The sequence below is a fragment of the Thioalkalivibrio nitratireducens DSM 14787 genome (assembly GCF_000321415.2).
Lineage (GTDB): Bacteria > Pseudomonadota > Gammaproteobacteria > Ectothiorhodospirales > Ectothiorhodospiraceae > Thioalkalivibrio > Thioalkalivibrio nitratireducens.
Map to the genome: position 1 here is coordinate 100,800 of NC_019902.2, position 24,262 is coordinate 125,061.

At 63.3% G+C, this 24,262-nt stretch carries 18 protein-coding genes and 1 pseudogene; 16 read left to right on the forward strand and 3 right to left on the reverse strand.

From position 1 onward, the window contains the following. Nucleotides 1-840: 840 nt before the first annotated feature. A complete protein-coding gene (locus TVNIR_RS20305) occupies nt 841-1,140 on the reverse strand; it encodes a hypothetical protein (protein ID WP_169794281.1) in 300 nt (99 codons plus the stop codon). A 3-nt stretch (nt 1,141-1,143) separates the two neighbouring features. Here TVNIR_RS20305 and TVNIR_RS20085 point away from each other — a divergent pair, with 3 nt between their 5' ends. From TVNIR_RS20085 to TVNIR_RS00600, 12 genes and pseudogenes are all read left to right on the forward strand, one after another. After that, complete coding sequence (locus TVNIR_RS20085) at nt 1,144-1,704, forward strand: hypothetical protein (protein WP_015256986.1); 561 nt, start codon at nt 1,144-1,146, stop codon at nt 1,702-1,704. Nucleotides 1,705-2,165: 461 nt separating this feature from the next. Beyond that, on the forward strand, nt 2,166-2,492 hold the full coding sequence (locus TVNIR_RS00545) for a hypothetical protein (protein ID WP_015256987.1): 327 nt from the start codon (nt 2,166-2,168) through the stop codon (nt 2,490-2,492). Nucleotides 2,493-3,021: 529 nt separating this feature from the next. After that, a complete protein-coding gene (locus TVNIR_RS18410; RefSeq protein WP_157092158.1) occupies nt 3,022-6,903 on the forward strand; it encodes a CapA family protein in 3,882 nt (1,293 codons plus the stop codon). Beyond that, nucleotides 6,900-9,146, forward strand: a complete 2,247-nt coding sequence (locus TVNIR_RS19480; RefSeq protein ID WP_169794284.1) for an O-linked N-acetylglucosamine transferase family protein — start codon at nt 6,900-6,902, stop codon at nt 9,144-9,146. The genes TVNIR_RS18410 and TVNIR_RS19480 overlap by 4 nt, the downstream gene beginning before the upstream one ends. 383 nt (nt 9,147-9,529) lie before the next feature. Further along, complete coding sequence (locus tag TVNIR_RS00560; protein WP_015256990.1) at nt 9,530-10,135, forward strand: Druantia anti-phage system protein DruA; 606 nt, start codon at nt 9,530-9,532, stop codon at nt 10,133-10,135. A gap of 101 nt (nt 10,136-10,236) precedes the next feature. Beyond that, nucleotides 10,237-10,782: a hypothetical protein gene (locus TVNIR_RS19950; RefSeq protein WP_237251654.1), complete on the forward strand. Its 546-nt coding sequence runs from the start codon at nt 10,237-10,239 to the stop codon at nt 10,780-10,782. 97 nt (nt 10,783-10,879) lie between these two features. Then, the gene (locus TVNIR_RS00570) at nt 10,880-12,319 is read left to right on the forward strand and encodes an IS481-like element ISTni2 family transposase (RefSeq protein ID WP_015256992.1); all 1,440 of its coding nucleotides are present in this window, start codon (nt 10,880-10,882) and stop codon (nt 12,317-12,319) included. Further along, on the forward strand, nt 12,316-13,161 hold the full coding sequence (locus TVNIR_RS00575; RefSeq protein ID WP_015256993.1) for an ExeA family protein: 846 nt from the start codon (nt 12,316-12,318) through the stop codon (nt 13,159-13,161). Before TVNIR_RS00570 ends, TVNIR_RS00575 begins: the two co-directional genes overlap by 4 nt. An 18-nt stretch (nt 13,162-13,179) precedes the next feature. Next, nucleotides 13,180-13,407, forward strand: coding sequence for a rhomboid family protein (locus tag TVNIR_RS00580; protein WP_015256994.1), 228 nt, complete (start codon nt 13,180-13,182; stop codon nt 13,405-13,407). A 110-nt stretch (nt 13,408-13,517) separates the two neighbouring features. Continuing rightward, entirely contained in the window at nt 13,518-13,871 is a 354-nt protein-coding gene (locus TVNIR_RS00585; RefSeq protein WP_052316585.1) for a Druantia anti-phage system protein DruA, read from the forward strand. A gap of 186 nt (nt 13,872-14,057) precedes the next feature. Beyond that, a pseudogene (locus TVNIR_RS18430) lies at nt 14,058-14,510 on the forward strand (hypothetical protein); the annotation flags it as partial. 740 nt (nt 14,511-15,250) lie between these two features. After that, nucleotides 15,251-16,678 (forward strand): TolC family outer membrane protein, encoded by a 1,428-nt coding sequence (locus tag TVNIR_RS00600; protein WP_043738966.1) that lies wholly within the window; start codon nt 15,251-15,253, stop codon nt 16,676-16,678. 101 nt (nt 16,679-16,779) lie between these two features. On the opposite strand, the gene TVNIR_RS00605 is transcribed toward TVNIR_RS00600, so the two are convergent. Further along, nucleotides 16,780-17,898, reverse strand: a complete 1,119-nt coding sequence (locus TVNIR_RS00605; RefSeq protein WP_083499311.1) for a GGDEF domain-containing protein — start codon at nt 17,896-17,898, stop codon at nt 16,780-16,782. A gap of 615 nt (nt 17,899-18,513) precedes the next feature. Between TVNIR_RS00605 and TVNIR_RS00610 the strand changes: the two genes are divergently transcribed. Both TVNIR_RS00610 and TVNIR_RS00615 read left to right on the forward strand, forming a co-directional pair. Beyond that, entirely contained in the window at nt 18,514-18,987 is a 474-nt protein-coding gene (locus TVNIR_RS00610) for a c-type cytochrome (RefSeq protein WP_043739950.1), read from the forward strand. A 75-nt stretch (nt 18,988-19,062) separates the two neighbouring features. Next, nucleotides 19,063-19,914 carry a c-type cytochrome gene (locus TVNIR_RS00615; protein WP_052316660.1) on the forward strand — a complete coding sequence of 284 codons (852 nt, stop codon included), beginning with the start codon at nt 19,063-19,065 and terminating at the stop codon, nt 19,912-19,914. Nucleotides 19,915-19,978: 64 nt separating this feature from the next. Here the strand turns inward: TVNIR_RS00615 and TVNIR_RS00620 are convergent, their stop codons facing one another. Next, on the reverse strand, nt 19,979-20,725 hold the full coding sequence (locus TVNIR_RS00620) for a rhomboid family intramembrane serine protease (protein WP_157092160.1): 747 nt from the start codon (nt 20,723-20,725) through the stop codon (nt 19,979-19,981). A gap of 136 nt (nt 20,726-20,861) precedes the next feature. On the opposite strand from TVNIR_RS00620, the gene TVNIR_RS00625 reads away from it, so the two are divergent. Together TVNIR_RS00625 and TVNIR_RS00630 are read left to right on the forward strand one after the other, a co-directional pair. Beyond that, nucleotides 20,862-23,456, forward strand: a complete 2,595-nt coding sequence (locus TVNIR_RS00625) for a S8 family serine peptidase (protein ID WP_015257004.1) — start codon at nt 20,862-20,864, stop codon at nt 23,454-23,456. 329 nt (nt 23,457-23,785) lie between these two features. Then, entirely contained in the window at nt 23,786-24,055 is a 270-nt protein-coding gene (locus tag TVNIR_RS00630) for a hypothetical protein (RefSeq protein WP_015257005.1), read from the forward strand. Nucleotides 24,056-24,262: the final 207 nt, after the last annotated feature.

The following is a 24,262-nucleotide window of genomic DNA, read 5'->3' on the forward strand; positions in this document are numbered from 1 at the left end:
ACGGACACCGACACGGACACCGACACGGACACCGACACGGACACCGATACGGACACCGACACCGATACGGATACCGATACCGACACGGACACCGATACCGACACGGATACCGACACGGATACCGACACGGATACCGACACGGATACCGACACGGATACCGATACGGATACCGATACGGATACCGATACGGACACGGACACCGATACCGATACCGACACGGACACCGATACCGACACCGACACGGACACCGACACGGACACCGACACGGACACCGACACGGACACCGATACGGATACCGATACGGATACCGATACGGATACCGATACGGATACCGATACGGACACCGACACGGACACCGACACGGACACCGACACGGACACCGACACGGACACGGATACCGATACCGACACGGATACCGATACGGACACCGACACGGACACCGACACGGACACGGATACCGATACCGACACGGATACCGACACGGATACCGACACGGATACCGATACGGATACCGATACGGATACCGATACGGATACCGATACGGATACCGATACGGACACCGACACGGACACGGATACCGACACGGATACCGACACGGATACCGACACGGATACCGACACGGATACCGACACGGATACCGACACGGATACCGACACGGATACCGACACGGACACCGACACGGATACCGACACGGACACCGACACGGATACCGACACGGATACCGACACGGACACCGACACGGACACCGACACGGACACCGACACCGACACGGATACCGATACGGATACCGACACCGACACGGATACCGATACGGATACCGATACGGATACCGATGGTCCGTCACCGGCGTATTCCTATATCGCGGTCAAGCTGGACGACGGGACCGTCATTAAAGTCGAGTTTGACGGTGACGAGGACATCAAGATCGAGGACAACCCTGAGCTTGCTATCCAGGTGGCAGATGAGGTGGCCGGCGAAGGTGAATGGACGGATATCATCATCCATGGCGGCAATAAGCATTACACCATCGAATATGACGGGGATGGCAATCCGGTCGCCACGGAAACCGAACCAGATTTTGGTGATGAAGGTTGGCCCGAAGCTGGAAATTCCGGGAAGGTCGGAGGGAAAGATGTTCAAGTAGTGAGCTACGGCAGCCTTGAGTCGTCGGGATCTGAGGACACCGACACCGATACGGACACCGATACCGATACGGACACCGATACCGATACGGACACCGATACCGATACCGATACCGATACGGATACGGACGCCGATACGGACACCGATACCGATACCGATACCGATACCGATACCGATACCGATACGGAGACACGGACACGGACACGGACACGGACACGGACACGGACACGGACACGGACACGGACACGGACACGGACACGGACACGGACACGGACACGGAACACGGACACGGACACGGACACGGACACGGACACGGACACGGATACCGATGCGGACACGGATACCGATGCGGATACCGAGATCGAGGGTAATTCGCAGCCGCTCCAGGCCGGCTCCCTCAGCAGTCGGGACGTGACGGGCGACGACGATGAGGGGCTATTCCCTGAGGGGGATGACGATATCGGCGGTGACGACACTGATCCGGATGCCAATGAAGAACCGTTCTTCGACGACGATCAGCCGGACATCCCGGACACCACGGATGGCGAAGAGCAGCACTGACGCGTCGTTGGGGGTCACGACCGCTCGTACAGGGTCGTGACCCCGACCTGGTCCGGGGAAGGGGTGCCGTCCGCCTGCAACAAATCTAATCTGGCGTGCGGGAGGACGGCCTCTCCACGAAAAGCTCTAGGGAAACGCTGATTAAACCGCCATCGCGAGGCGCGACGTGACGTGGCGATCCATAACGCATTGATTCAGAAGGCGCTGTTTGGATTGCCGCGCTTCGCTCGCAGTGACGGGATGGATTAATCAGCGCTTCCCTAGTGCTTGGCTGTTTCCTGGGTACAGAAGGTCGTTGCGTTTAACCGGTAATCACGTCGTCGAACGTATTTGCCGGGGCACGAGGCGTGATCGGGCAATCATGAACTCCCAACCTCAAATCGCCCTTGGCGTTCGCTTGATTCTCCTGGCCCGTTGGCGCATTGTCGGGTCCACGGAACGTTTGTTCGTGGGCGCTGACGATGTTTATACGACGAAACCAGAAGGGTGAGATAGTCGCGGTCAGTCGCATCCAGACGCCGGAGATTTCCGAGCCGATACCGGATTCCAGCCCAGAACTTGCTGCGTTCGTTGCCGCTCTGCAGGCCACCGGGGTCTCGGAGCTCGCGGCGTCCGACCTTGAAACCATTCGAGTCCTTGAGGATCTGATCGAGATCCTGACGCGCCGGGGGCTGATCAGCTTCACCGATTTTCCTGAAGCCGCCCAGCGCAAGTTGTTGGCACGCAAGTCTCTACGGGAGACGGCACGCGATCTCGACCTTTTCGACGAGCATGACGGGATCATCTGATAGTATGTTGCGCACCAAGGCAACGCTGAACAAAGGGCCGCGTCATTGCGAGCAAAGCGCGGCAATCCAGGCGGCACCAACGAATCAGTGCCTTATGGATCGCCTAGTCCCACCACGCTATGCTTGCGGCTAAAGGATGCGCTCCTCGCGATGAAGAGCTAATCAGTGCGTCCAACAGCTGAAAACGGAGCCTGGTGATGACCCCAGATGCGCCGCAGGATCTGCGAGCATGTAGGAGGCGAGCCCTCTCGCCGATCTGGCGCCGGAAAACCCCAACGGCCACTCGCAAGCCTCCGACATCCGCGTGCCTTAAAGAGGTAAACGGGGCCGGACCACCGGCGAAGCTTGCGTGATAGTCAACCCGTTTCCGCTTGATTCGGCGGAGCCCCTTCACTAGGCTTTGGAATTGGGATCATACTGCGCGCACTCGTGCATACCTCAAGGTGCTTCAGTTGAGTACTCTGAATCCAGGTAGAGCTTCCAACACCTCTTCCTCTTCATGTGTCGCGTATTGCTGGGGCGCGCCACCGTGAGTCTCGCCCAACTTGCGTCTGCGGCAAAGCCCGCATTGTCCCGTTTCCTCGAAGAAACCCAGTATTCCGTTCCCGCTTGTGGTTGGGTCCTCTTCTTCTCTGCCTGTAACGGACATGAGCGCGCCCACGTCGTCAATGTACGAGGCAACGATTTCGATCAGGCATGGGCGAACGGCATGCAGCGGCTCCGCCAGTGGCTCAAGACGCAAAAGCTTCCGCCACGCTGGCTTCGTGTGGACGTGGTTTCCGAAATTCGGGAGCTTTCCTGGCTGGAGCTGAAAAGCACGTTTGCCAAGACCAAGACCAATTATTTCAAGTGGGGGGTCGGCTGGGACCCGGAGTTGCGAGTCGCGGTCCTCGAGCAGGAGTTGAGTGGCACGAGTTCTCTCTACACCGGGGATATCATGGCCTGCACCCCGAATCAGTGTAATCTGCAGCGCCTGTTGAGCCGTCGATTCGGCGTCGATCGTGGCTGGCCCGAGTCAGACAGCGAGCCGATGTGGGTCTTCCGAACGCGTGCCGTGTTCGCTAATGGGCGCGAGACCATCGCTCTCGAGCATGAAGGAAATATGGCGGGGGTGCGAAGGGTTGGAACACTGGATGTCGAACTGGTACGCGAATTGGTTTGCCGGAGCAGTGATTATCTTTCCCGCCAGGTGAGGCCGGATGGCCGCTGGGCCTATGGCTGGGCTCCGGCCTTCAATAAGCCACTTCCGTCCTACAATTCGCTGCGCCACGCGAGTTCCGCCTACGCGCTCCTTGAGGGCTGGGAACTGACGAAGGACGCAAAACACCTCGCGGCTGCCGAACGCGCACTTGAGTACCTTTGCCGCGAATTGATCCACGATGTGCGGCTTCCAAACGGCAACGAAGTCTCCTACCTCGTGGATGTTGGCAACGAAATCAAGCTGGGTGGCAACGCGGTCAGCCTGCTCGCACTTGCCAAGCACGCCAAGTTGACCAGCGATACCAGTCGGTACCCCCTGATGGAAAAGCTCGCCCTAGGTCTGCTCGCCATGCAGGACCCGGAGACCGGCAGCTTCGTTCACGTGCTCGAATACCCCTCGCTTGAGCTCAAGGAAACGACCAGGACCATCTACTACGATGGCGAAGCCGCTTTCGGGCTATTGCGGCTTTACGACCTGACGGGTGATCCACGGTGGTTGGAGGCCGTACACAAGGCGATGGACCATTTCATAGCGTCAGAGCACTGGAGGGCGCACGATCACTGGCTTGGCTACTGCATCACCGAATTCACGCAGCATGTGCCTGAAGAAAAATATTTTCTGTTCGGTATTCAGAATGTGCGCGAGCACCTCGACTTCGTTCTGACGCGGCTGACCACCTACCCCACGCTGCTGGAACTGATGATGGCGGCAGAGAAGATGTTCGCGCGGATGCGGAATGACGACAGTTTGCGTGAGATGCTCAACGCCGAATTGGATCTTGAAAAGTTTGAGCGTGCTCTGAATTATCGTGCCCGCTACCTGTTGAACGGGTATTTCTATCCCGAGTTGGCGATGTTCTTCAAAGTCCCCACCAAGATTCTGGGGGCGTTTTTCATCCGGCATTATGGTTTCCGGGTGCGGATAGATGATGTGCAGCACTATCTCTCGGGCTACGTCGCCTATTTGCGTTACCTGAAGAATCCGGGCCCAAAACGCGACGCCGTGGTAGATGTTGCCTATGGAGAAACGAGGCTCGCTGATCGCCAGTTAGTCATCAGCGCTCGGCCCCTCGCGAGACCGCCGAGTCAGCACCAGTCTGCTACGACGCAGTCTCAGCATATCACTGATCCGCGTGGGCTCGCAGAGTTTAAGGATACCATTTTCGGCGACATATTCGCTTCACATGTGGTCGCGACGCTGCCTTACCGGGAGTTTCAAAGGGGTTTCTTGTCATCTGTTTACCGACTCCTTGCGCCTGGGGGCGTCTTGAAGCTGAGTGTGCCCGACCTGTCCGTTCTCGCTCGACTGTACCTGAACCGCTCTCTGTCTCTGAGAGAACAAACCTCTGTGATGCGCATGATGTTCGGGGCGCAAACCGGAACCGCCGATTTCAATTGCGCAGGTTATGACTTTGAGCTCATTAAACTCCATCTCGAGCGCGCCGGTTTTGTGAATGTGTATCAACATGTCGGCTTTCGGCAGTTTTCGGATATCACTAACAAGGTGTTTCTTGGCCGAAATATCAGCCTTAACGTCAGCGGCCGAAAGCCCCGGATTCCGCTGCTGGGCTCCATGCGGATGGAGGGTGGGGATGTCGGCTCGACTATCGCGAATCCATCGGTCCTGGGAGTAGGCGGGAGCGATAGAAGAAAGGCGCGCGTGATCTGGGGCGGGGATGTCAATCTCGGGCGGAGGCAACACTACCGCACTGCGGAACTGGGTAGCAGAGCGATGTTCGAGCGGATACCGGAACTGGCAAATGCTGAGCTCCGGATCGTCAATTTGGAGTGCGTGGTGGCTTCAATCGGCGAGCATGGGGTCGAGAAAGGTGAGCGGGGGCCATACTATTATCGAGCACGGCCGGAAATGGTCCAGGTACTGTCTGACGCGGGGATCAATGTCGTTGCCGTAGCTAACAACCATGCCGGCGATTATGGCAGCAGCGCGTTGATGCAACAGCAGGAAATCCTTGCGCGTGCGGGTATTGGATCGGTTGGGGCCGGGCGCAACCGCGAAGAGGCGTTCGCGCCGATTTACAGGGCAGTCGGTGACTGTTCTGTAGCAATCTTTGCAGTCGATGCAACCATGCCGCATTTTGCTGCTGGAGCGAGCCGTCCCGGGATCGCGTACCTGAGCTTGAAGTCGTCCCGCGCCTGGATAGATGAGATGAAACCCAGGATCGGAAAAGCCAGAGACATCGCTGATGTGGTGCTGGTCGCGGTTCACTGGGGAAGGAATGGCGAGCCGCATCCCGGTGACGATGAAGTGCAAGTCGGTCACGCACTTGTGGATGCAGGGGCCGATGCCGTTCTCGGTGCCTCTGCACATCGTCTTCAGGGCGTCGAAGTGTACAAGCAACGGCCCATTATTCACGATGCGGGGAACCTGTTGTTTGATGCGAAAACGGGGCAGGTGGACTCGGGGCTCTTTCGTTTGAGCCTGAGCGACCGCGGTGTGGAAATGCTGGAGTTTATGCCCGTGATCTCGGACTTCGGGTTGAGCTTTCCTGCGCCGGGTACGGAGGCGCGTGAACGCTGCCTCGAGTACGCCCGGATGTCATGGGATCTGGGATCAGAGATGGTGATGGCGACGGCGGATACCGGCATTCTCTTTCTCGATCCGTTGCCACGAAATGGGAATGGTGAGGTCGCGCGTGATCAGAGTGGGCCGCCTGCTATGAACTACGAGTCTGCCTGGAGCGGTGGAGTTGAAGAAGCAACGTGCTGCGTGGATGCCGTTCCCCGGAACGTTGCCATCGCGGAAATCCCGATCGGGCCTCTCCGGCTGTTGGGCGTGCGGGTGTTGCCGCAAAGAATTGTTGGGCGGCAGATGATCTGGGTTGAGAGCTATTGGCAGGCGGATCACGAGTTGTCCGATGACGTCCGGTTGGACATTCAGGTCCGTGGCATTCCTGGGTCTGCGTCCGTCTGGGGCCGCGGTATGGATCACGATCCATGCGACTGGATGATGCCTACACGGCACTGGAGGCCGGGCCGTATCTATCGGGATTACTTCGGGCTCAGACCGCCTCCGGCAAAGCAGATCGAGAACGGCATTCACCGCGTCGACGTAGGGCTCGTGTCGCGACGGTACCGTGTCTCCGCGACCACAGTGCCTGGGCTGGAGGTAGAAGTCATTTTCCCCGGACGGACGGAAAAGCGGGCTGGCCTCGATACGCGGCCTGCAGAGAGCCAAGGCTCCAAATCATGAACCATGCACTGAAACGGGTTCTGTTGGAGTTGCGCAGCCGGGTTGAAGATCCTGAACGCAGAGCAGCGAACGGGAGTCGCCAGTCGCCGAATAGCGGCGAACTTCTTTCGCTCGTCGCTCTGCCACGACAGCATGCGGAAGAATTGCTCGCTACGCTGCAACCGGCATCTGAGCCCGCGATTCAGGTGAGGGTCCTCAGCGAACTCCTAGGTGAATACGTTCAGGGCTCCCAGTTGTTCACGGAGCTCGGGAGGATGCTTATCCAGCAGGGTCGACCCGTCACGGCGCTCGCGTATCTGGACGAAGCAGTCAGGCGGCATCGGAACTCGGTTGCTGCGCTCAGGTTGAGAGCGTACGCGCTGATCAAGATCGTCGGCGAAATGCACAAAGCCGTTCTTGCGCATCAGGAAGCACTTGCAATCAAGCGGGATTCCAAAATCGAACGCCGGATGCTGATGGCGATGCATTACGCAACGGAGTTTTCCCCCGAGGACATTGCGCAGGAGCACTTCGACTGGGGCGATCGCCATGGCTTCTTGAAGGGTCCGGCAATTGGGACTAGGAAACCCTCGGACGACCCCCGACGTCTCCGGGTCGGCTATGTTTCCGCCGATTTCCGGAATCATTCCGCCGCTTCGTTCCTTCGGCCGATACTTGAAAACCATGATCGCACCCGGTTCGAGGTCATCGGGTACGCGGCCAATGCAAAGCAGGATTCGGTGACGGATGAGCTTAAGCGGCTGTGCGACCGTTGGCGCGAAATCCATGGTCTGGCGACGCAGGAGGTGGTGGAGGCGATCCGTAAAGATTGCGTAGATATCCTGGTCGATCTGGCCGGCCACACATCAGGCAATCGGCTGGATGTCTTCATCCGTCGTGCTGCGCCTTTACAGGTTACCTACCTGGGTTATCCTAATGGCACAGGTATCCGATCCATGGACTGCCGGGTGACCGACGCGGTAACCGATCCACCGGGGGCGTCCGATCGCCTGTACCGGGAGCGCTTGCTGCGCATCGATCCTGTCTTCCTATGCTACCAGCCGCCGAGGCTGGCAATTCCTGTCGGACCTCCACCCGCCGCCTCGGCCGGTTTCGTCACCTTCGGAACTTTTAATAATTACGCGAAAATTTCGCGAGAGGTCATCGCAGTTTGGGCACGCATTCTTGCAGCAGTCCCGGATTCGCGCCTCCTGATCAAGTCGACAGGGCTCGACTCGTCCGAAACGCGAACACGGCTGATGTCATTGTTCGAGGCCGCCGGTTTGAGCAATCCGGGCGCTCGGATCGACTTGATGAACCGCGTGCGTTCCACCGAGGAGCACCTGCGGATCTATGACCGGGTGGACCTCGCGTTGGATACGTTTCCCTACAGTGGGACTACGACCACCTGCCAGGCGTTGTGGATGGGGGTTCCGGTCCTGACGCTTTATGGCCGCAGTCACGTGGGGCGCGTCAGTGCTAGTGTGTTGAGGCAGATGGCGTTGGACGATCTCGTTGCGGGTTCAGAGGAGGACTACATCGCGCGCGCCGGGCAGTTGGGGAGAGAACCGGCACGGTTGGCCGCGCTTAGGGGGCAGATGCGCCCCCGGCTGCTGGCATCCCCTCTTTGCGATGCGCATGGGTTCGTGCGTAAACTCGAATCGCTTTTTCTCGGGGCGTGGCGACAGGTGACTGAGCCCCACAGCCGAGAGCACGACGCACAAGGTGAGGCTCCTCCGCGACGCCTGCAAATCGGCGGTACGAGGCCAGCCCCAGGCTGGGAAATATTCAATATCGCGCCTGCTGAGGGTGTTGATCATGTCGGGAACGCGAAAGACCTTTCCCGCTTTCCCGACCGAACGTTCACCGAGCTTTACGCGTCTCATGTGCTGGAGCACTTTAGCTACAGCCAGGAGTTGGAGCAAGTGCTCAACGAGTGGTACCGGGTAATGAAGGAAGGTGGCCGATTGCGGATCAGCGTCCCGGACCTTGAGGTGTTGTCGGCCATGTTTCTGGACCGGAAACTTTCGTCCAATGAAAGATTTTTCGTGATGCGGATGATCTTCGGGGGCCAGGTGAATCCCTGCGATTTTCACCGTACGGGCTTCAGCCGTGCCTTCTTGGTTCATTGGCTTCGCAAGGTCGGGTTCTCGGAGATCCGTCAAGTGAAGCGATTCGGTCTCTTTGCGGACAACAGCAACAAGATCCGCAACGGGAAGCGTATCAGCTTGAATGTGATGGCCGTCAAAAGGGGTGCATCTTGAGAGGCAGTCTTCCACGCTGTCGTGAAACCGGTGGGTTACCAGAGAGCCAAGGTGCCTCGGCGCAGGTTCGTTTCTCCGTGAACGCCTGCCGGGGGGGCGGGTAGCTGGGCGACGCGGCCGGAAGTAATCCGCATCCCCCGGATCGTACGGGTTGGTGTGAATGGCCAAGTAAAGTGCCCCACTACTGGCTAACGCTTTTGACCCACCTCCGAGGTGGTAGGGTTCCCACCATCCAGCTACTGTGCCGGCTCAGCCACGAGTCGGAACGGAGACGTGAAGGGCTGGGGGGCATTACGCTTTTGTCCCAGCCGAGTTCGGGCGCTGGACATCTGGGCCGGTGTTGAGTAGGGTGGCGCTGGAGAGAACCGCCCACGGGAAACGCGATGCCCCACTCCGCACCCCTGCCGCGCTTTTGCGGCCATGTCGTCGAGGAGCCGCAACTGGATCTGATCCGGGCGCTGGTCGCCCGCTATCCCCAGCTCAGCCGCACGGAACTGGCCGCCACCGCCTGTGAGCTGCTGGGATGGCTGCGCGCCAACGGCAAGCCGAAGACGGTCGAGTGCAGGGTCTTGCTCGACACCCTGGAGGAACAGCAGCGGATCGTGCTGCCGGCGCGGCGGCAGAAGCGGGCCAAGCGGGTGGCCGTGGCGATCGCCACCGAGGACCGGCCGGCGCCGGTGCCGATCCAGGGGCCGCTCGCGGCGCTCGGTCCGCTGCAGCTGCACGCGGTCACCAGTGCCGAGCAGCGCCGCCAGTGGCGCGCTTTGGTCGAGCAGCATCACTATCGGGGGCATCGCATTCCCTTTGGCGCCCATCTGCGCTATCTCGCCGTGTCCGCGCAGGGGGTGGTCGGCTGCCTGCAATACTCGAGCCCCGCCTGGCGGCTGCAGGGCCGGGATCGCTGGATCGGCTGGAGCGATGCGCAGCGCCAGGTGAGCACGGTCATGGCTGCTGATGGGATTTGCGGCTGGAATGATCAGGCAGCGTGAGGTTTGAGGGGGGATCCCCCTCGGGGAGCTTGAACAAACGCGCCCGTCGGGGGAGTCTCTGGTTACCACGCCAAGAGACGCTCACAGTGTGCCACGTTCCGTTGTCCGATCCCCAGTTTTTCCGCTTTCTGACCTACATCGATGAGACCGTGGCGGCTGAGGTCCAGGCGGCGGGGTGTCCGTACTGTGGCGGTGCCTTGCATCAGGCGAACTATCCGCGCAAGCCGCGTGGCTGTCCGGGTGCGTTCCGCGTGGAGTATTCGACCCGGCTGAGTTTTTGCTGTCATCAGTGTCGGCGCCGGACCACCTCGAGGTCGGTGCGGTTCCTGGGGCGGCGGGTGTGGTTGGGCTGGGTGGTGGTGTTGGGGTCGACCCGGGTGGGCGAGCGGACCCCGGCGGCATCCGCACTGTGTGAAGCGTTGTCGATTCCCTGGCGGACTCTGGCGCGGTGGCGCCGGTGGTGGCGCGAAGGCTTTGCGCAGAGTGCGGTGTGGCAGGTGCTGGGTGCGCGGTTCCTGCCGCCGGTGGCGGTGGTACGGTTGCCGGCCGGTCTTCTGGAGCGCATCCCGGGCCAGGGGCAGGCACCGTTGCTTGCGTTACTGACGTGGCTCTGGCCGCTCACGGTCACGGCTCCCGAGGGGCGCTGAGTTTCCGCAGAGGATGTCAATAGGCAGAGCCGAGCGTAACAAATAGCCTCCTCAGGAGGGTGGTACCGCCGGTACCGCCGACACTGGGAGAAGGCTTTTGACCACAGGCAACGATCCACGCCACCGCGATCGCTGGGCGCGGCTGCGCTTCTCGATCATTGGTCCTTTGTTCGCGGCGCCACCCCAGCCGGGTGCGTTGCAAGCGGCGCTGGCAGCACTGGCCGAACGCGACTGGCGGCATCCGGTCACCGGAGGCCCTGTGCGCTTCGGCGTGTCGACGCTAGAGCGCTGGTACTACGCGGCCCGCGCGGCCACCGATCCGGTGGCCGCCTTGCGCAACCGGCGCCGGCCCAAGGGCCACTTCATGGCCCTGACGCCGGTAGTGATCGAGACCCTGGTGCAGCAGTACCGGGAGCATCCCGGCTGGACCGCGCAGTTGCACTTCGACAACCTGTGTGCGGCCTTCGCCGGCTGCACGGAGGGGATGCCCTCGTACGCCACGGTGCGGCGGTACCTGAAGGCGCACGGGATGCACCGTCAGGCGCGTCCGCGCCGGGATACTGAAGGGGCCGAGCGGGCCCGTGACCGGTTCGAACGGCTCGAGGTACGCAGCTACGAGCTGGAGCATGTCGCGGCCCTGTGGCATCTGGACTTCCATCACGGCTCGCGCAAGGTGCTGACCCGGGACGGAACCTGGGCCAAGCCGTATCTGCTCGGCATCCTGGACGATCGCTCGCGCCTGATCTGCCATCTCCAGTGGTACCTGGACGAGAGCGCCCAGGGTCTGGTGCACGGCCTGTCGCAGGCGTTCATGAAGCGCGGCCTGCCGCGGGCCTTGATGACCGACAATGGCGCTGCGATGCTGGCCGAGGAAACCGTCGCCGGACTGCAACGCCTGGGCGTGCTGCACCAGACCACGCTACCGTATTCTCCGCATCAAAACGGTAAGCAGGAGTCCCTCTGGGGACGTATCGAAGGCCGTCTGCTGCCGATGCTGGAAGGGCACACGCCACTCACCCTGGAGGTGCTGAACCAGGCCACGCAGGCCTGGGCCGAGCAGGAGTACCACCGCACTCACCACAGTGAACTCGGCACCACCCCGCTGCAACGCTATCTGGCCGGACCCAACGTACGCCGGGACTGCCCGCCGGTCGCGGCCCTGGCCGACGCCTTCCGCATCGAGGTCACCCGCCGCCAGCGGCGCTCCGACGGCACCGTCTCGCTGGACGGGCAGCGCTTCGAAATCCCCGCCCGCTACCAGCACCTCGACCGGGTGCACCTGCGTTACGCGCGCTGGGATCGCAGTCGCGTCGATCTGGTCGATCCGCACACCGGCACCCTCCTGTGCCCGGTGCTGCCGCTCGACAAGTCCGCCCACGCCCACGGCCAACGCCGCACCCGACCCCCTGCCACGCCCCCGCTGGATCCGCTGCCGCCCTCGGGCATGGCGCCATTGTTACGCCAGCTGCTCGCCGACTACGCCGCCACCGGTCTGCCGCCAGCCTATCTGCCGATCCCCGAGGAGGACGACGCATGAACCCGAAATTACTCGCCCTCTACGGGCTGAAGTGGAACCCGTTCGCCACCGAAATCCCGATCGAGGCACTCTATGTGCCAGCACGGGTCGAGGACTTCTACTGGCGCATCGAGCAGGGACTGATCCGGGAAGGTGGCTTCGCCATGGTCCACGGCGACCCCGGCACCGGCAAAAGCGCCGTCCTGCGCCTGATCGCGGAACGCCTGGCACGGCTGCCCGACCTCACCGTCGCCGCGATCCATCACCCGCAGAGCCATCTCGCCGACTTCTACCGCGAGATGGGTGATCTCTTCGGCGTGCCCCTGCGCCCGCACAACCGCTGGGGTGGCTTCAAGGCTCTGCGCGAGAACTGGTTCGCCCACCTGGACACCACGCGCCGGCGCGCCGTGCTCCTGATCGACGAAGCCCAGGAAATGAGCCCCGCGGTCCTGTCCGAACTGCGCCTGATGGCCAGCGCCCGGTTCGACTCCCAGACCCTCCTGTGCGTGGTCCTCGCCGGCGACGCCCGCCTGCCCGAAAAGCTGCGCCGCGAGGAACTCATCCCGCTCGGCTCGCGCATCCGCACCCGCCTGGTCACCGAAGCCGCCAGCCGCGACGAACTCCAAGCCTGCCTGCAACACCTGCTCGACACCGCCGGCAACGCCAGCCTCATGACCCCCGCGCTCCAGCACACCCTCTGTGACCACGCCGTCGGCAACTACCGGATGCTCACCACCCTGGCCGCCGAACTGCTCGCCGTCGCCGCCCAACGCGACCTGCCGCAGCTCGACGAAAAACTCTACCTCGACGTCTTCGCCCCCAACGAAAAACCCATCCCGCGCCGCGCCGCCGCACGCCGCTGAAACCCTCTGGAGACCCTCATGCGCTCATCCTCCTCTCCCCAATCGCTGCCCTGGCCCGAACTCAGCGACGCCTCCGTCGTCGCGTTGCAGGCCCTGTTCAGCGACTTCCTGGTCTTGTTCGAATCCCACTACCTCGGGCAGATCCATCGCTACCACGACGAACGCTCGCAGGAAAACCTGACCCAACTGAGTTTCCTGTCCGACGATCCCATCCCACACGAAGACCCGGACAGCCCGCCGTTCTGAAGCTCTCCCAAGCCCTGCGCTCGAGACGCCGCCGAACCCCCTCCCGGGGTTCGGCGGCTTAGTGCTGAGCAGACCCCTCAACGAACGTGATCAGCGCAACATCAAATCAGGTGATCACACTCAGCCAGGGACGCTTGCAGCATGTGCTGTGCAACAGCCGGTTTCTGATCCTGCCCTGGGTGCAGGTCCCGAACCTGGCGAGCCACCTCCTGGCCCGGGGTGCCCGGCAGGTGGTGGCGGACTGGCCAGCGCAGTATGGTGTCACCCCCTGGCTGCTCGAAACGCTGGTGGACTCCCGCTTTCGCGGCGCCTGCTATCGGGCCGCCAACTGGAGGGCGGTGGGTGAGACCACCGGCCGCGGCCGCGACGACCGCCACCACCGCCGTCATGGCGCCGCGCCCAAGCGCGTGTGGCTCTATCCCTTGCACCGGCACAGCCGGCGCTGGCTGCGCGGGGAGGGCTAAGCGATGGGCTACGCCGCTCGGGTGCTGGAGTTCGACCCGCTGGAGGAGGTCCGCCGCATGGCGCATGAACAACTCGATCAATGGCTGGAGCAGATGCGGCCCCTGTTCGAACAGGAAAAGCCGCCCACGCTGCTGGAGCTGAGCCAGCATTTCACCCGCACCCGCCAGCAGCTGCTCGGTGGCGTGCTGCAATCGCTGGCCGATGCCCACTACGGTCACTGCGCCCGGGCCATCGATGGGTGGAAGCCACGCTGGCGCGGCTGGCCGCGAATCAGGTCGACGCGGTGATCTGGGGCCTGCACCGGCTCCAGGCCGATGCGTTCGCCAGAGCCGAGATCGACAAGCTCATCACCTACCTGCAGAACCACCGCCAGCGGATCGACGACGACGCCTGCAAGGCCGAAGGCCTGCCGATCGGCAGCGGCGCGATCGAATCGGCCAACAAGTTCATCAGCCACGCCCGGCTGAAACGCTCCGGTGCCTGGTGGGTGGTGACAAACGGCAACGGCATGCTGCGCCTGCGCTGCGCGCTGTACAACGGCACCTTCGATCGGGTGTTCCAGAAATATCGGTCGCAGAAGATCAAAACGTTCTGGACAAAAGGTTAATCCTCCCGTTGCGTATTCCGGACCAACGTGATCCCGCAAGTAAAAGACCCGCTCCAGCGGGTTACCGATGGGCACGCCGGTCAATATCACCGGAATCGGCGGTCACCTTCGCCGGAATGCGCGCCACGGGAGCCAGACAAGGTGATGGCACGGTCCGCAGCCTATAACCGAAGGGCTCGATCGTCGTCATAACGAGTCTCCTTTTCGGTGCCCTTCTCGGTCGGGAAGGATTCGAGCAAACGCGAGGACCCAGGAGGTCGATGCGGGGCGCAGTCGTGAAAATGGACCGCTACGCATATTCGTGGTCCATCTGCGGGCGTCAGTAACGATCGAATGTGTGTCAAAATGCCTACAGAACCGGTCGGATTTGTCGCAAGAATGTCGCGCTGTGCATTGACGGTAGCCATAGCCAGCATCTAGATTAGGTATTCAAGGATCGCGTGTGTCGCTTCCGTCACGCTTTCGGCTTGGATAGTGGGTGTGTCCGGCATGGAGGGAGAACCGGTGGTCTCGGGAAGGTGACGAATTTTGTCACTCGGGTGATGCGATCCGACAGGCTTCGGGCGTCGAAGAACATGAAGACGGTCCACGCCGCCCTGGTGCGTGACATGCTTGCCACGGATAAGGTGCGGGTTGTTAGGAGGTCGAACCGGGGCCGTGCGTTTGGTGGTTGCCGGCCCGCGTGTGCGGCACTGTGGACGTAAGCCGCCGGCGCAGCTGGTGGAGGTCGGTCTGCGGTCAATGCGAATGATCAAAAGGTGGGTTGACGACATGAAGAGTCTAAAGCGCTTTGCATTATCCGTGGCTGTGGCGGCCATGCTGGCGGTAATGGGCACAGTGGCGCAGGCATCGATCCCAGAACCCCTGCGGGAGGCGATCATCGAGGCGATCAACACGAACCCGGAGGTGCAGGAACGGTGGCACGCGTTCCTGGCGGCCGAAGAGGGGCGCAAGGTCGCCCGCGGGCGGTATTTTCCCGAGGTGGACCTGACGCTATCAGCCGCTCGACAGTACCAGGAAAGCAGCGATTTCGGGCGTCTCACGCGGGATCCGCTCAGCGCCAGCCTGACGCTGAATCAAATGATCTATGACGGCTTCTTCACCCAGGCGGACGTGGCGCGCTTGGGGCACGCGAAGATGGTGCGTTATTACGAGCTGCTGGAGGCGGCGGAGCAAGCGGCGCTGGAGGCGATTCGTGCCTATGCGGACGTGGAACGCTACCGCGAGCTGGTCTTCCTGGCTGAGCAGAACTACCAGGCGCATCGGGATCTCTACGATCAGGTCGAGGAACTGGCCCGCACGGGCGTGGGGCGCCGCGTGGATCTGGAACAGGCGACCGGGCGTCTGGCTCTGGCGGAGTCGAATCTGCTCACCGAGATCGCGAATCTGCACGACGTCACCGCGCGCTTTCTGCGCATCGTGGGGCGCACCCCGCCTGACGACTACATCGAGATGATCGGTGTGCTGCCGGTGGAACGCATCCCGGAAACGGTGGACCAGGCGCTGGTCGATGCGCTTGCGTCCAATCCTGCGCTGTTCGCGTCGGTCGAGAATATCCTGTCGGCGCAGGAGCAGGTCCGAGTGGGCCGATCCTACTACCATCCGCGGCTGGATTTTCGAGTTCAGGCGAGCCGCGACAATGCCCTGAACAACTTTTTTACGGATAGCGGCGAGGAGTGGGTGACCGATACGGTGATCGGTCTGGTTCTGACCTTCAATCTGTTCAGAGGCTTGGCCGATCAGGCGCGAATCGGCCAATTTGTCGAAGAGGCCAACGTCGCGAAGGACAAGCGGGAAACCGTGTGCCGCAACATCCGTCAGACGGTGGCGATCGCTTTCAACGACATCGACGTGCTGGACGAGCGTCTCGTGTATCTGGATCAGCACCAGCTGTCCAGCGACCGCGTGCGGACGGCCTATATGCAGCAGTTCACGATTGGCCAGCGGACGCTGCTGGATTTGCTGGACATGGAGAACGAGTTCTTCGAGGCGCGCCGGGCGTTTGTCGATGGCCAGTTCGACCGCGAGATTGCGGTGGCGGAAGCCCTTACCGGTCTGGGGCGCCTGCTGCCAGCACTCGAGCTTGTGCGGGACGAGATGCCGGACGTGGGCGATCCGCCGGTGATCGATCCTGAAGAAATCTGTCCGCCAGTGGCCCCGCCCGCTGTCGAGGTGCCCCGGAACAGCCTGTTCCGTTGAGGTAAGCATTCCGGTCGCCTCCTGCGGCCAGGAGGCGACGGGCTGAGGGCGGCTAGTGTTTTCGGCCCTCGGGTGGTGGGTTGGGCAGTCCGGTACGGCTGCTACCCGAGCCCCTGCTCCACCCCGTTGCCATAGGCCGTCACGCGGTTGCGCCCTGCCTTTTTGCTCATGTACATCGCCTGGTCGGCGCGGGAAATCAGTTCCTGGATGTCTCCGGCGGTTTCCGGGTAGCTGGCGAAGCCGATGCTGATCGTGGTGTTCACCCGCTTGCCGTCGGCATCGAAGGTCATGTGCTCGATCGCCTTGCGAATCCGTTCGGCGACCTCGTGGGCGGGGGCTTTGCCGGTGTTGGGGAGTAGCACGATAAATTCATCGCCCCCGTAGTGCGCGATCAGGTCGGAGCCACGCAGCGTGTGCTTCAGGGTCTCCACCATGCGGATGATGAGCAGGTTCCCGACCTCGTGCCCCAGTTCGTCGTTGATGCCCTTGAGGTTGTCGGTGTCGATCATCATCACGGTGAGTTCGGTATTCTCGCGAGTCGCCCGGATTCTCTCGCGTTCCATCGAGGCATAGAAGGCTCGCATGTTCGGAAGACCGGTCATGTCGTCGGTTTCGGAGAGATGCTGCAGGAACCTGCGGGCGAAGTTCATGTCTGCCGCGAGCAGGGCCGTGAGGTAGGCCACCAGCACGAACGGCGCGAAGTTGAACATCACGGAACTGAACGTCTCGTAGGTATAGAACGCGTCGCCCAGCAATGAGTGCGACGCATGCAGGTACAGCAGCGTGATCAGCACGACGAGGGAGAGCGTCATGTACTTGCCGAGTGTCAGTGCGGAGAACACGATCGGCAGCAGGTACAGGTTCACCAGCGGGCTGTCCGACTTGCCGGTGTGCCAGATCACGAACGCGGTCAGGGCGATCATGCCCAGGGTTTCGACGGTCAGCTTCCAGCGTGCTTCGGTCGTGAACAGGTTGAGGTAGCGGAATCCGATGATCAGCAGCGCAAAGGCGCCACACGCGATTGAAATCGCCAGCGCGTTGATATCTACCCCGGGGATCACGAGGTAGACCAGGATCAGGATCAGCAGCAACCACTCGATTTCGGCGAGCGTGCGGTTGAACCCCTTCAGTTCGATCTGTTCGGGTTGAACCGCCGCGGATCCGCCGTGAGCCGCCGCTGTCTGCTTCCTCTTGTTCCATCCCATCTCTGTCGTCGCCATCGCGCTGGTTGTCCTTCGGACGCGGTCGGGCCAGCCGACCCCGGATGCGCGGACGCGGACCCTGGCGCAGCAGCCCCTTGCCAGAAATCATCCTTGCTTTCGCCCTTGTCGTGCCAGTCCGCCGAGTGGCAGCTTCCGGGCGCTTTGCGTCGCGTGAGTTTAGACCAAAAGCGGAGCCGCTCGCACGGATATCCCCCGGTCTAGACAGGGCGGTATAGGTGCGGCTCGTGGGACATGCGGGAAGTTCGGTGCCTATGGAGCACAGCCGGGCGCGCCGGAGCAAGTGCAGGAATGGCCAACTCATTTCAAACTTGCCCAACGCAGCGCCGGCGTGTCTGGCGAAGCGATCTGGTGATGAACTGTCCGCATGGCCCACTCGAGGGTGGGATGTACACGTGTCGCGGTTGACGCTGGGGGTGACGGCCACTAAGTTGTCGACGGGTGGGCAGGCCACTGTGGCCGTGCGGATTCGGCCCGTACGCAGGTGCCCGCTGCCGCGGCGGATGATGATGGGCCATGCTTGACGGGACCGCCACGGTTTGACTTGGTGGCATTCAGCGCATGGGTCTTCCCGGCGCCGCGCCAATGATCGCTTATACCAGGAGAGAACGGATGATGCAGCGAATGATGCAAATGAGCCGGAATGTCTTCGTCGGAACCGCGGCGGTGCTGGCGCTGGGGCTGCCTGCCACCGGGTCCGCGTTCGACCTGGGTGCCGAGGCCACCATCGACTACCGGCAGGGCGTAATGCGGGCCATCGGCGGTAACATGGCCTCTACGGCAGCGATCGTCGTGGACGGCGCGGACTACCGCGACAACCTGGAGATGCACGCCCGTTACCTGGTGGATGCGACCCGGGACATTCCGGCGCTGTTTCCCGAGGACTCCGATTTCGGCGAGACCGATGCGCTGGCCGCGGTCTGGGAGGAACCGGAAAAGTTCGCCGAGAGGGCGCGCGACACTCATGAAGCGGCTGTCGCGCTGCATGCAGCGGTCGAAGTGGGCGACGACGCGGAGATGGGTCAGCGCTTCCGGGCACTGGGTCAGTCCTGCCGTTCGTGCCACGATGACTTCCGCCAGAGCGACTGACCGGCGGACGTGAGGATCCCATTCCCAGGGGGGGCGGCGCACGGTTTGCGGGCCGCGGTGCTGCTCGCCCCGGCCCTGTTCCTTTCGAGCCCCGGTGCGGCTGTGGGCGGGGAGCGGGACGCGAAAGTCCGGCAGGGCGAGTACCTGCTGCGCGCGGGCGGATGTGTCTCCTGCCACACGGAAAAGCGGGACGACGCCCCGTTCCTCGCGGGCGGCCGCGCGATCGAGAGTCCGTTCGGAACCTTCTACGGCCCCAACATCACGCCCGACCCCGAGACCGGCATCGGACGCTGGGCCGAGGATGATTTCGTGCGGGCGCTGCGAAATGGGCGCAATCCATCGGGAAGCCATTATTACCCGGCCTTTCCCTACACATCGTACACGCGGTTGCGGCGGGAGGACATTGGGGCCCTCTGGGCCTACCTGCAGACCGTCGAGCCGGTGCGCCGAGAGAACCGCCCGCACGATCTCGTCTGGTACGCGCGTTTCCGCCCGTCCCTGGCCGGATGGAAGTTTCTCCACTTCCGCACCGAAGAGTTCGAGCCGCGGGCCGATGAGACAGACGAATGGAACCGCGGGGCCTACCTTTCCCAGGCGCTCGCCCACTGTGCGGAGTGCCATACGCCGCGCACTCGAACCGGAGGGCTGGATCCGCGCCGACTGTATGCGGGAGCGCGTCTGGCCGACGGCGACGTCGCGCCGAACATCACTCCGGATCGGGAGACGGGCATCGGGCGCTGGCGCGCGTCGCACCTGCTGCGTTATCTCGATTTGGGCATGGACCCCGACGGAGATTTCGCCGGCGGTGCAATGGGGGACGTGATCGGCGAGGGCACCAGCCATTTGACCGATGCCGATCGACGCGCACTGGTCATCTACCTGCAGTCCCTGGAGCCGATCCGCCACCAGGTGCCGCCGGCCGACTGACGCAGGTCCGTAGCCCGCGGAGTGACGGCGGTTCCGGGCTGCGCGGGTCTGTCGGCACGCCTGCTCAGTGCCGGGGCGGACCCTCTCCTCCGGGCCGGCTGACCGGTGCGGCTTCGGGCCGGGTCGGGCTACCTTCCGGCAAAGCGGCTTCCTGCGAGTCCGCGTCCACAGTCTCGTCGTCGTCCGAGGCTGGGCGGTGGCGCCTGCGCCACGGCGCCGGATCCAAACGGTACATCATCAGTGCGCAGAGGATGCCGGACAGTGCACCGAACAGATGGTATTCGAAGGAGATGCTGGGCTCCTGGGGAAAGATCCCGGCCGCCATCCCCCCGAACACCAGGAAGACCACCAGCGCCAGCGCAATGGACATCGGGTCGCGGCGCAGGAAACTGATCACGACGATGAAGAACATCAGCCCATGGGTCAGACCGCTGATGCCGATGTGGAAGCTCTCACGGGCGAACAGCCAGACCCCGATGCCGCTGAGCAGCCAGATCAGCGGGACTGCGAGCCGGGTCGCCCGCGGAAACCCGAAAAGTGCCAGCGCGCCAAGGCCCAGCAACGCCGGCGTATTCGCCATCAGGTGGGTCCACGATTCGTGAATGAGAGGGGCGGTCAGGATCCCGGTGAGTGTCCCCGGGTCGCGGGGGAACACCCCGAGTCGCACCCAGTCCGAGTTCACGACCATCTGGATGCCGGCGATCGTCCAGAGCACGGCGACCCCAAGTAGCGGCCACATCAGTGCCCGCCAGAAGCGGCCCTTCGGCGGGTCCGGCTCGCGTTCCGGTGCTGTGGTGGGCCCATCACTCATTGCCGGCAACATACGGTGTAGCGCCGGCCGCGGGCAAGAAGGCCTGCGAGTGGCCGTTGCGCATCGGCGGGGTATGGACCTGGCAGCGAAAGGCGCCTAACGTTGTGCAATCGCGAACGAGACTGGAGACGCCCGGATGAACTGGCCTGTCGTGACCGCGAGCGCGCTGGCGCTGCTGCTCGTCGCCTGCGGGGGTGGCAACGGCGGCGATGCACCATCCGGCTACACGCTGTCGGGCGTGATCGAGGCGGATGCGCTGAACCGGGTCGACTCCGATACCAACGATCCCGAAACGCCGATGGTCCGCAACAACACCCCGAGCGAGGCACAGGAGGTGCTGGCGCCGGCGATTATCGGTGGTTTCGTGTCCGCTCCCCTCACGGCCAGCCGGTTCGGTCCCGCGGGCGACGAGTGGGATGTCTACCAGGTCGACCTGCGGGCCGGCCAGCCCATCGTGCTGGGGTTTCCCGACGCCTCGGTCGCCGACCTCGATCTCTACCTCTACGATCGCAGCGGCACGATCATCGATGCCTCGCTCGGAGTCGGCTCCAGAGAGTCGCTGGTGGTCCCCCGGGACGACCGCTATTTCGTCGCGGTCCATGCCTATGCTGGGCGTTCCAACTATTCCCTGCGGCTCGATGCCGTGTCGTCACTGTCGCAGGTTTCCGAACACCGGGGGCCCAGACTGTCCGACCCGTTTGCGCCCGGCGAGATGATCGTGAAAGTCGTTAACACCGCCGGCAACGGCCCCGCGCGGCCCGAGATCGACGTGCAGTCCCTCGGTCTGAAAGCGGAGGCCGGCGCTCCCGACCGCGAACAGCTGTGGCGCATCCCTGCCGGGCGGGCGGAACAGGTGCTGGACATCCTCGGCGAGCGCAGGCCCGCGGTGGACGCGCTGCGCTTTGCCGACAGTGACGATCTCGAGCGCTACCGGACGCTGAAGGCGCTCAAGGCGCTGGAACGACGTCCGGGAATCGTTTCGGTTTCACCCAACTACCGGCTGCAAACCCAGCGTTTGCCAAACGATCCGCTGCAGGGGCTGCAGTGGCACCATCGGAACACGGATCTCCCGGCGGCCTGGGATCTCTCCACCGGGCAGGCGCCCGATGCGGAGATGATCATCGCGGTGATCGACACCGGCGTCTTTCTCGATCACGAGGACTTGCGCGACCGGCTGGTTCCCGGCTTCGATTTCATTTCGAACCCGGATGTCGCCCGGGACGGTGACGGGATCGATCCCAACCCCGACGATCCCGGCGATTCGTCGCAACCGGGTCAGAGTTCCTGGCACGGAACCCACGTAGCCGGCACTGCCGCGGCCGCCACCGACAACGCGATCGGAATCGCCGGTGTGTCCTGGGGCGCGCGTATCATGCCGGTACGCACGGTGGGCAAGGGCGGCGGCCTGCTGTACGACACGCTGCAGGGGATTCGCTTTGCGGCCGGACTGCCGAACGACTCAGGCACCGTGCCTCCGCGCCGGGCCGACGTGATCAACATCAGCCTGGGGGGAGGGGCGTTTGCCCAGGCGCAGGCCGATCTCTACCAACAGATTCGCGATCTCGGGATTTTCGTCGTCGCGGCCTCCGGGAACAGTGCCGGGCCGGTGGGCTTCCCCGCTGCGTACGACGCGGTGTTCGCGGTAGGAGCCACCGACGCGGCGAACCAGCGCGCGCCGTACAGCAGTTTCGGCGAACGGCTGGACCTGGTGGCACCCGGGGGCGACATGCGTGTGGACCGAACCGGCGACGGATACGGCGATGGAGTTCTGAGCACGGTCGCCGATGACACCACCGGATCCCGACGCAGCGCCTATGCATTCTACCAGGGTACGTCGATGGCGACCGCGGTGGCCTCCGGTGTGGTGTCGCTCGCGCGCTCGACCGAACCCGGCCTCACGCCCGATGTATTCGACTTCCTGCTGCGTTCCGGGGCGCTCACTGACGACCTCGGCGGCGCGGGCTGGGATCCGGAGACGGGCTGGGGACTGATCAATGCACGCCGCACCCTGGGCGCGGTGCGCGAGTGGGCCGGGGGTGCGCCATTGCCGCCGTTGTTGTCGGTCACGCCCGAGCGGCTGGAGTTCGGCTTTACCGAGTCCACGCTGGCCTTCTCGCTGCGCAACTCCGGAGGGGGCAGCCTGCGGATTGGCCAGGTGATCGCCGATGCTCCATGGCTCTCCGTGACCGCAGGGGCGACTGGTGCCGATGGACTGGGCGGGTACCGGGCCCAGGTTGCACGCGAGGGGCTGCAACCGGGCGAATACCGAACCTCGATCCGCGTGACGATCGAGGGTGGGGACGAGCGCCTGATCCCGGTGAGCCTGCGGGTTGCAGCCCCGGAACTGGCAGCGGACAGCGTGGGCAGGATTTACGTGCTGCTGGTCGATGCGTCCGGGGAGGCCGTAGCCGAGACCGGGGTGAATCCGGACGGAGGTCGGTACCGCTACCGGTTCGAGGATGTGTCGCAGGGCGATTACCGAATCGTTGCGGGTACCGATATGGACGACGACCGGCAGATCTGCGACCCGGGTGAGGCTTGCGGGGCTTATCCTACGCTGGCCCTGTTCGAACTGCTGCGCGTCGATCGCGATCTCGACGGGATCGACTTCTCCGTCGGCTTCCGCGCCGGGCGGCCGGGTCTCAGCGGCCTGTCGAGCGGTGGCGCGGATGCGCCGGGTGGCGTCGACCGGGTGACCGATCCGCCGGCACCGGGCGTCGCGCGGCCCTGACGCAGTCGGCAGGTGGCTCGGTAGCGGGGGGTTCCGCCCCGGGAAGAGTCCGCCCGGTCCATAGCCGGGACGCCCGGGTTTCCGAATCGCCCGTTACCGCCCATAATCGCAGGGTAATGGGCGAGCTGCGTCCATTGCGGCTAGACTGTTGGCAGGAGCGATGTGCGGCCTTCAGTGCGGCTCGCAATCCGAAGGCTCGAATAGCCTTCCGGTCCCTGTAACCGAGCTCCGCCCCCCAGCCAAGCGCCGACCGCGAAATCGTGTGGAATCCGCCTGCTCGTGGATTCCCCTGTCGCGCTTATGATGAAACCCAAGGAGACAACACCGTAATGAATGAACCTCAAGCCGTCTCGCCGCGCCGCCGCCTGCAGGAGCTGCTGGCGATACCGGACAGCAAGCGGACCGAGGCCGAATGGGATGAACTGAACGAACTCGAGATCTCGCTCGCGGCCGTGAACCAGATCTCCGCTGGTGGCGATCGGCATCCCCGGACGAACGGCGGTTCCTCGGGCGGGGAGGGCCGATCCGGAAGGGGCTCCAAGGGCCGTAAACCGCAGATGCGTTCCCAGAAGCGGCCACCTCGCGCTGCGGAGTCCTGAACCCTGCCCCCTGGCGGGGCATGCGGCAAATTTCGTACCCAATCGCTGACCGAACCATCCGCCTCCGCTGGCCGTGAACCGCACGGCCGGCTTGTAGCCACGGCTTTCGCTGGCGCCGGGCTCCTGTCGCCGCGGGCACGACCTGTGCGTGCTGCGGATGCCTCGGTGCGCCTCACTACCCCGGCCACCGCCCCGGTCTGCTATCGT

What these genes read in the sequence shown, in the direction of transcription:
- TVNIR_RS00545 (WP_015256987.1), top strand. Translation starts at nt 2,166, where the DNA reads ATGTTTATACGACGAAACCAGAAGGGTGAGATAGTCGCGGTCAGTCGC.
- TVNIR_RS19480 (WP_169794284.1), top strand. Translation starts at nt 6,900, where the DNA reads ATGAACCATGCACTGAAACGGGTTCTGTTGGAGTTGCGCAGCCGGGTT.
- TVNIR_RS00560 (WP_015256990.1), top strand. Translation starts at nt 9,530, where the DNA reads ATGCCCCACTCCGCACCCCTGCCGCGCTTTTGCGGCCATGTCGTCGAG.
- TVNIR_RS00575 (WP_015256993.1), top strand. Translation starts at nt 12,316, where the DNA reads ATGAACCCGAAATTACTCGCCCTCTACGGGCTGAAGTGGAACCCGTTC.
- TVNIR_RS00580 (WP_015256994.1), top strand. Translation starts at nt 13,180, where the DNA reads ATGCGCTCATCCTCCTCTCCCCAATCGCTGCCCTGGCCCGAACTCAGC.
- TVNIR_RS00600 (WP_043738966.1), top strand. Translation starts at nt 15,251, where the DNA reads ATGAAGAGTCTAAAGCGCTTTGCATTATCCGTGGCTGTGGCGGCCATG.
- TVNIR_RS00605 (WP_083499311.1), bottom strand. Translation starts at nt 17,898, where the DNA reads ATGGCGACGACAGAGATGGGATGGAACAAGAGGAAGCAGACAGCGGCG.
- TVNIR_RS00610 (WP_043739950.1), top strand. Translation starts at nt 18,514, where the DNA reads ATGCAGCGAATGATGCAAATGAGCCGGAATGTCTTCGTCGGAACCGCG.
- TVNIR_RS00620 (WP_157092160.1), bottom strand. Translation starts at nt 20,725, where the DNA reads ATGAGTGATGGGCCCACCACAGCACCGGAACGCGAGCCGGACCCGCCG.
- TVNIR_RS00625 (WP_015257004.1), top strand. Translation starts at nt 20,862, where the DNA reads ATGAACTGGCCTGTCGTGACCGCGAGCGCGCTGGCGCTGCTGCTCGTC.
- TVNIR_RS00630 (WP_015257005.1), top strand. Translation starts at nt 23,786, where the DNA reads ATGAATGAACCTCAAGCCGTCTCGCCGCGCCGCCGCCTGCAGGAGCTG.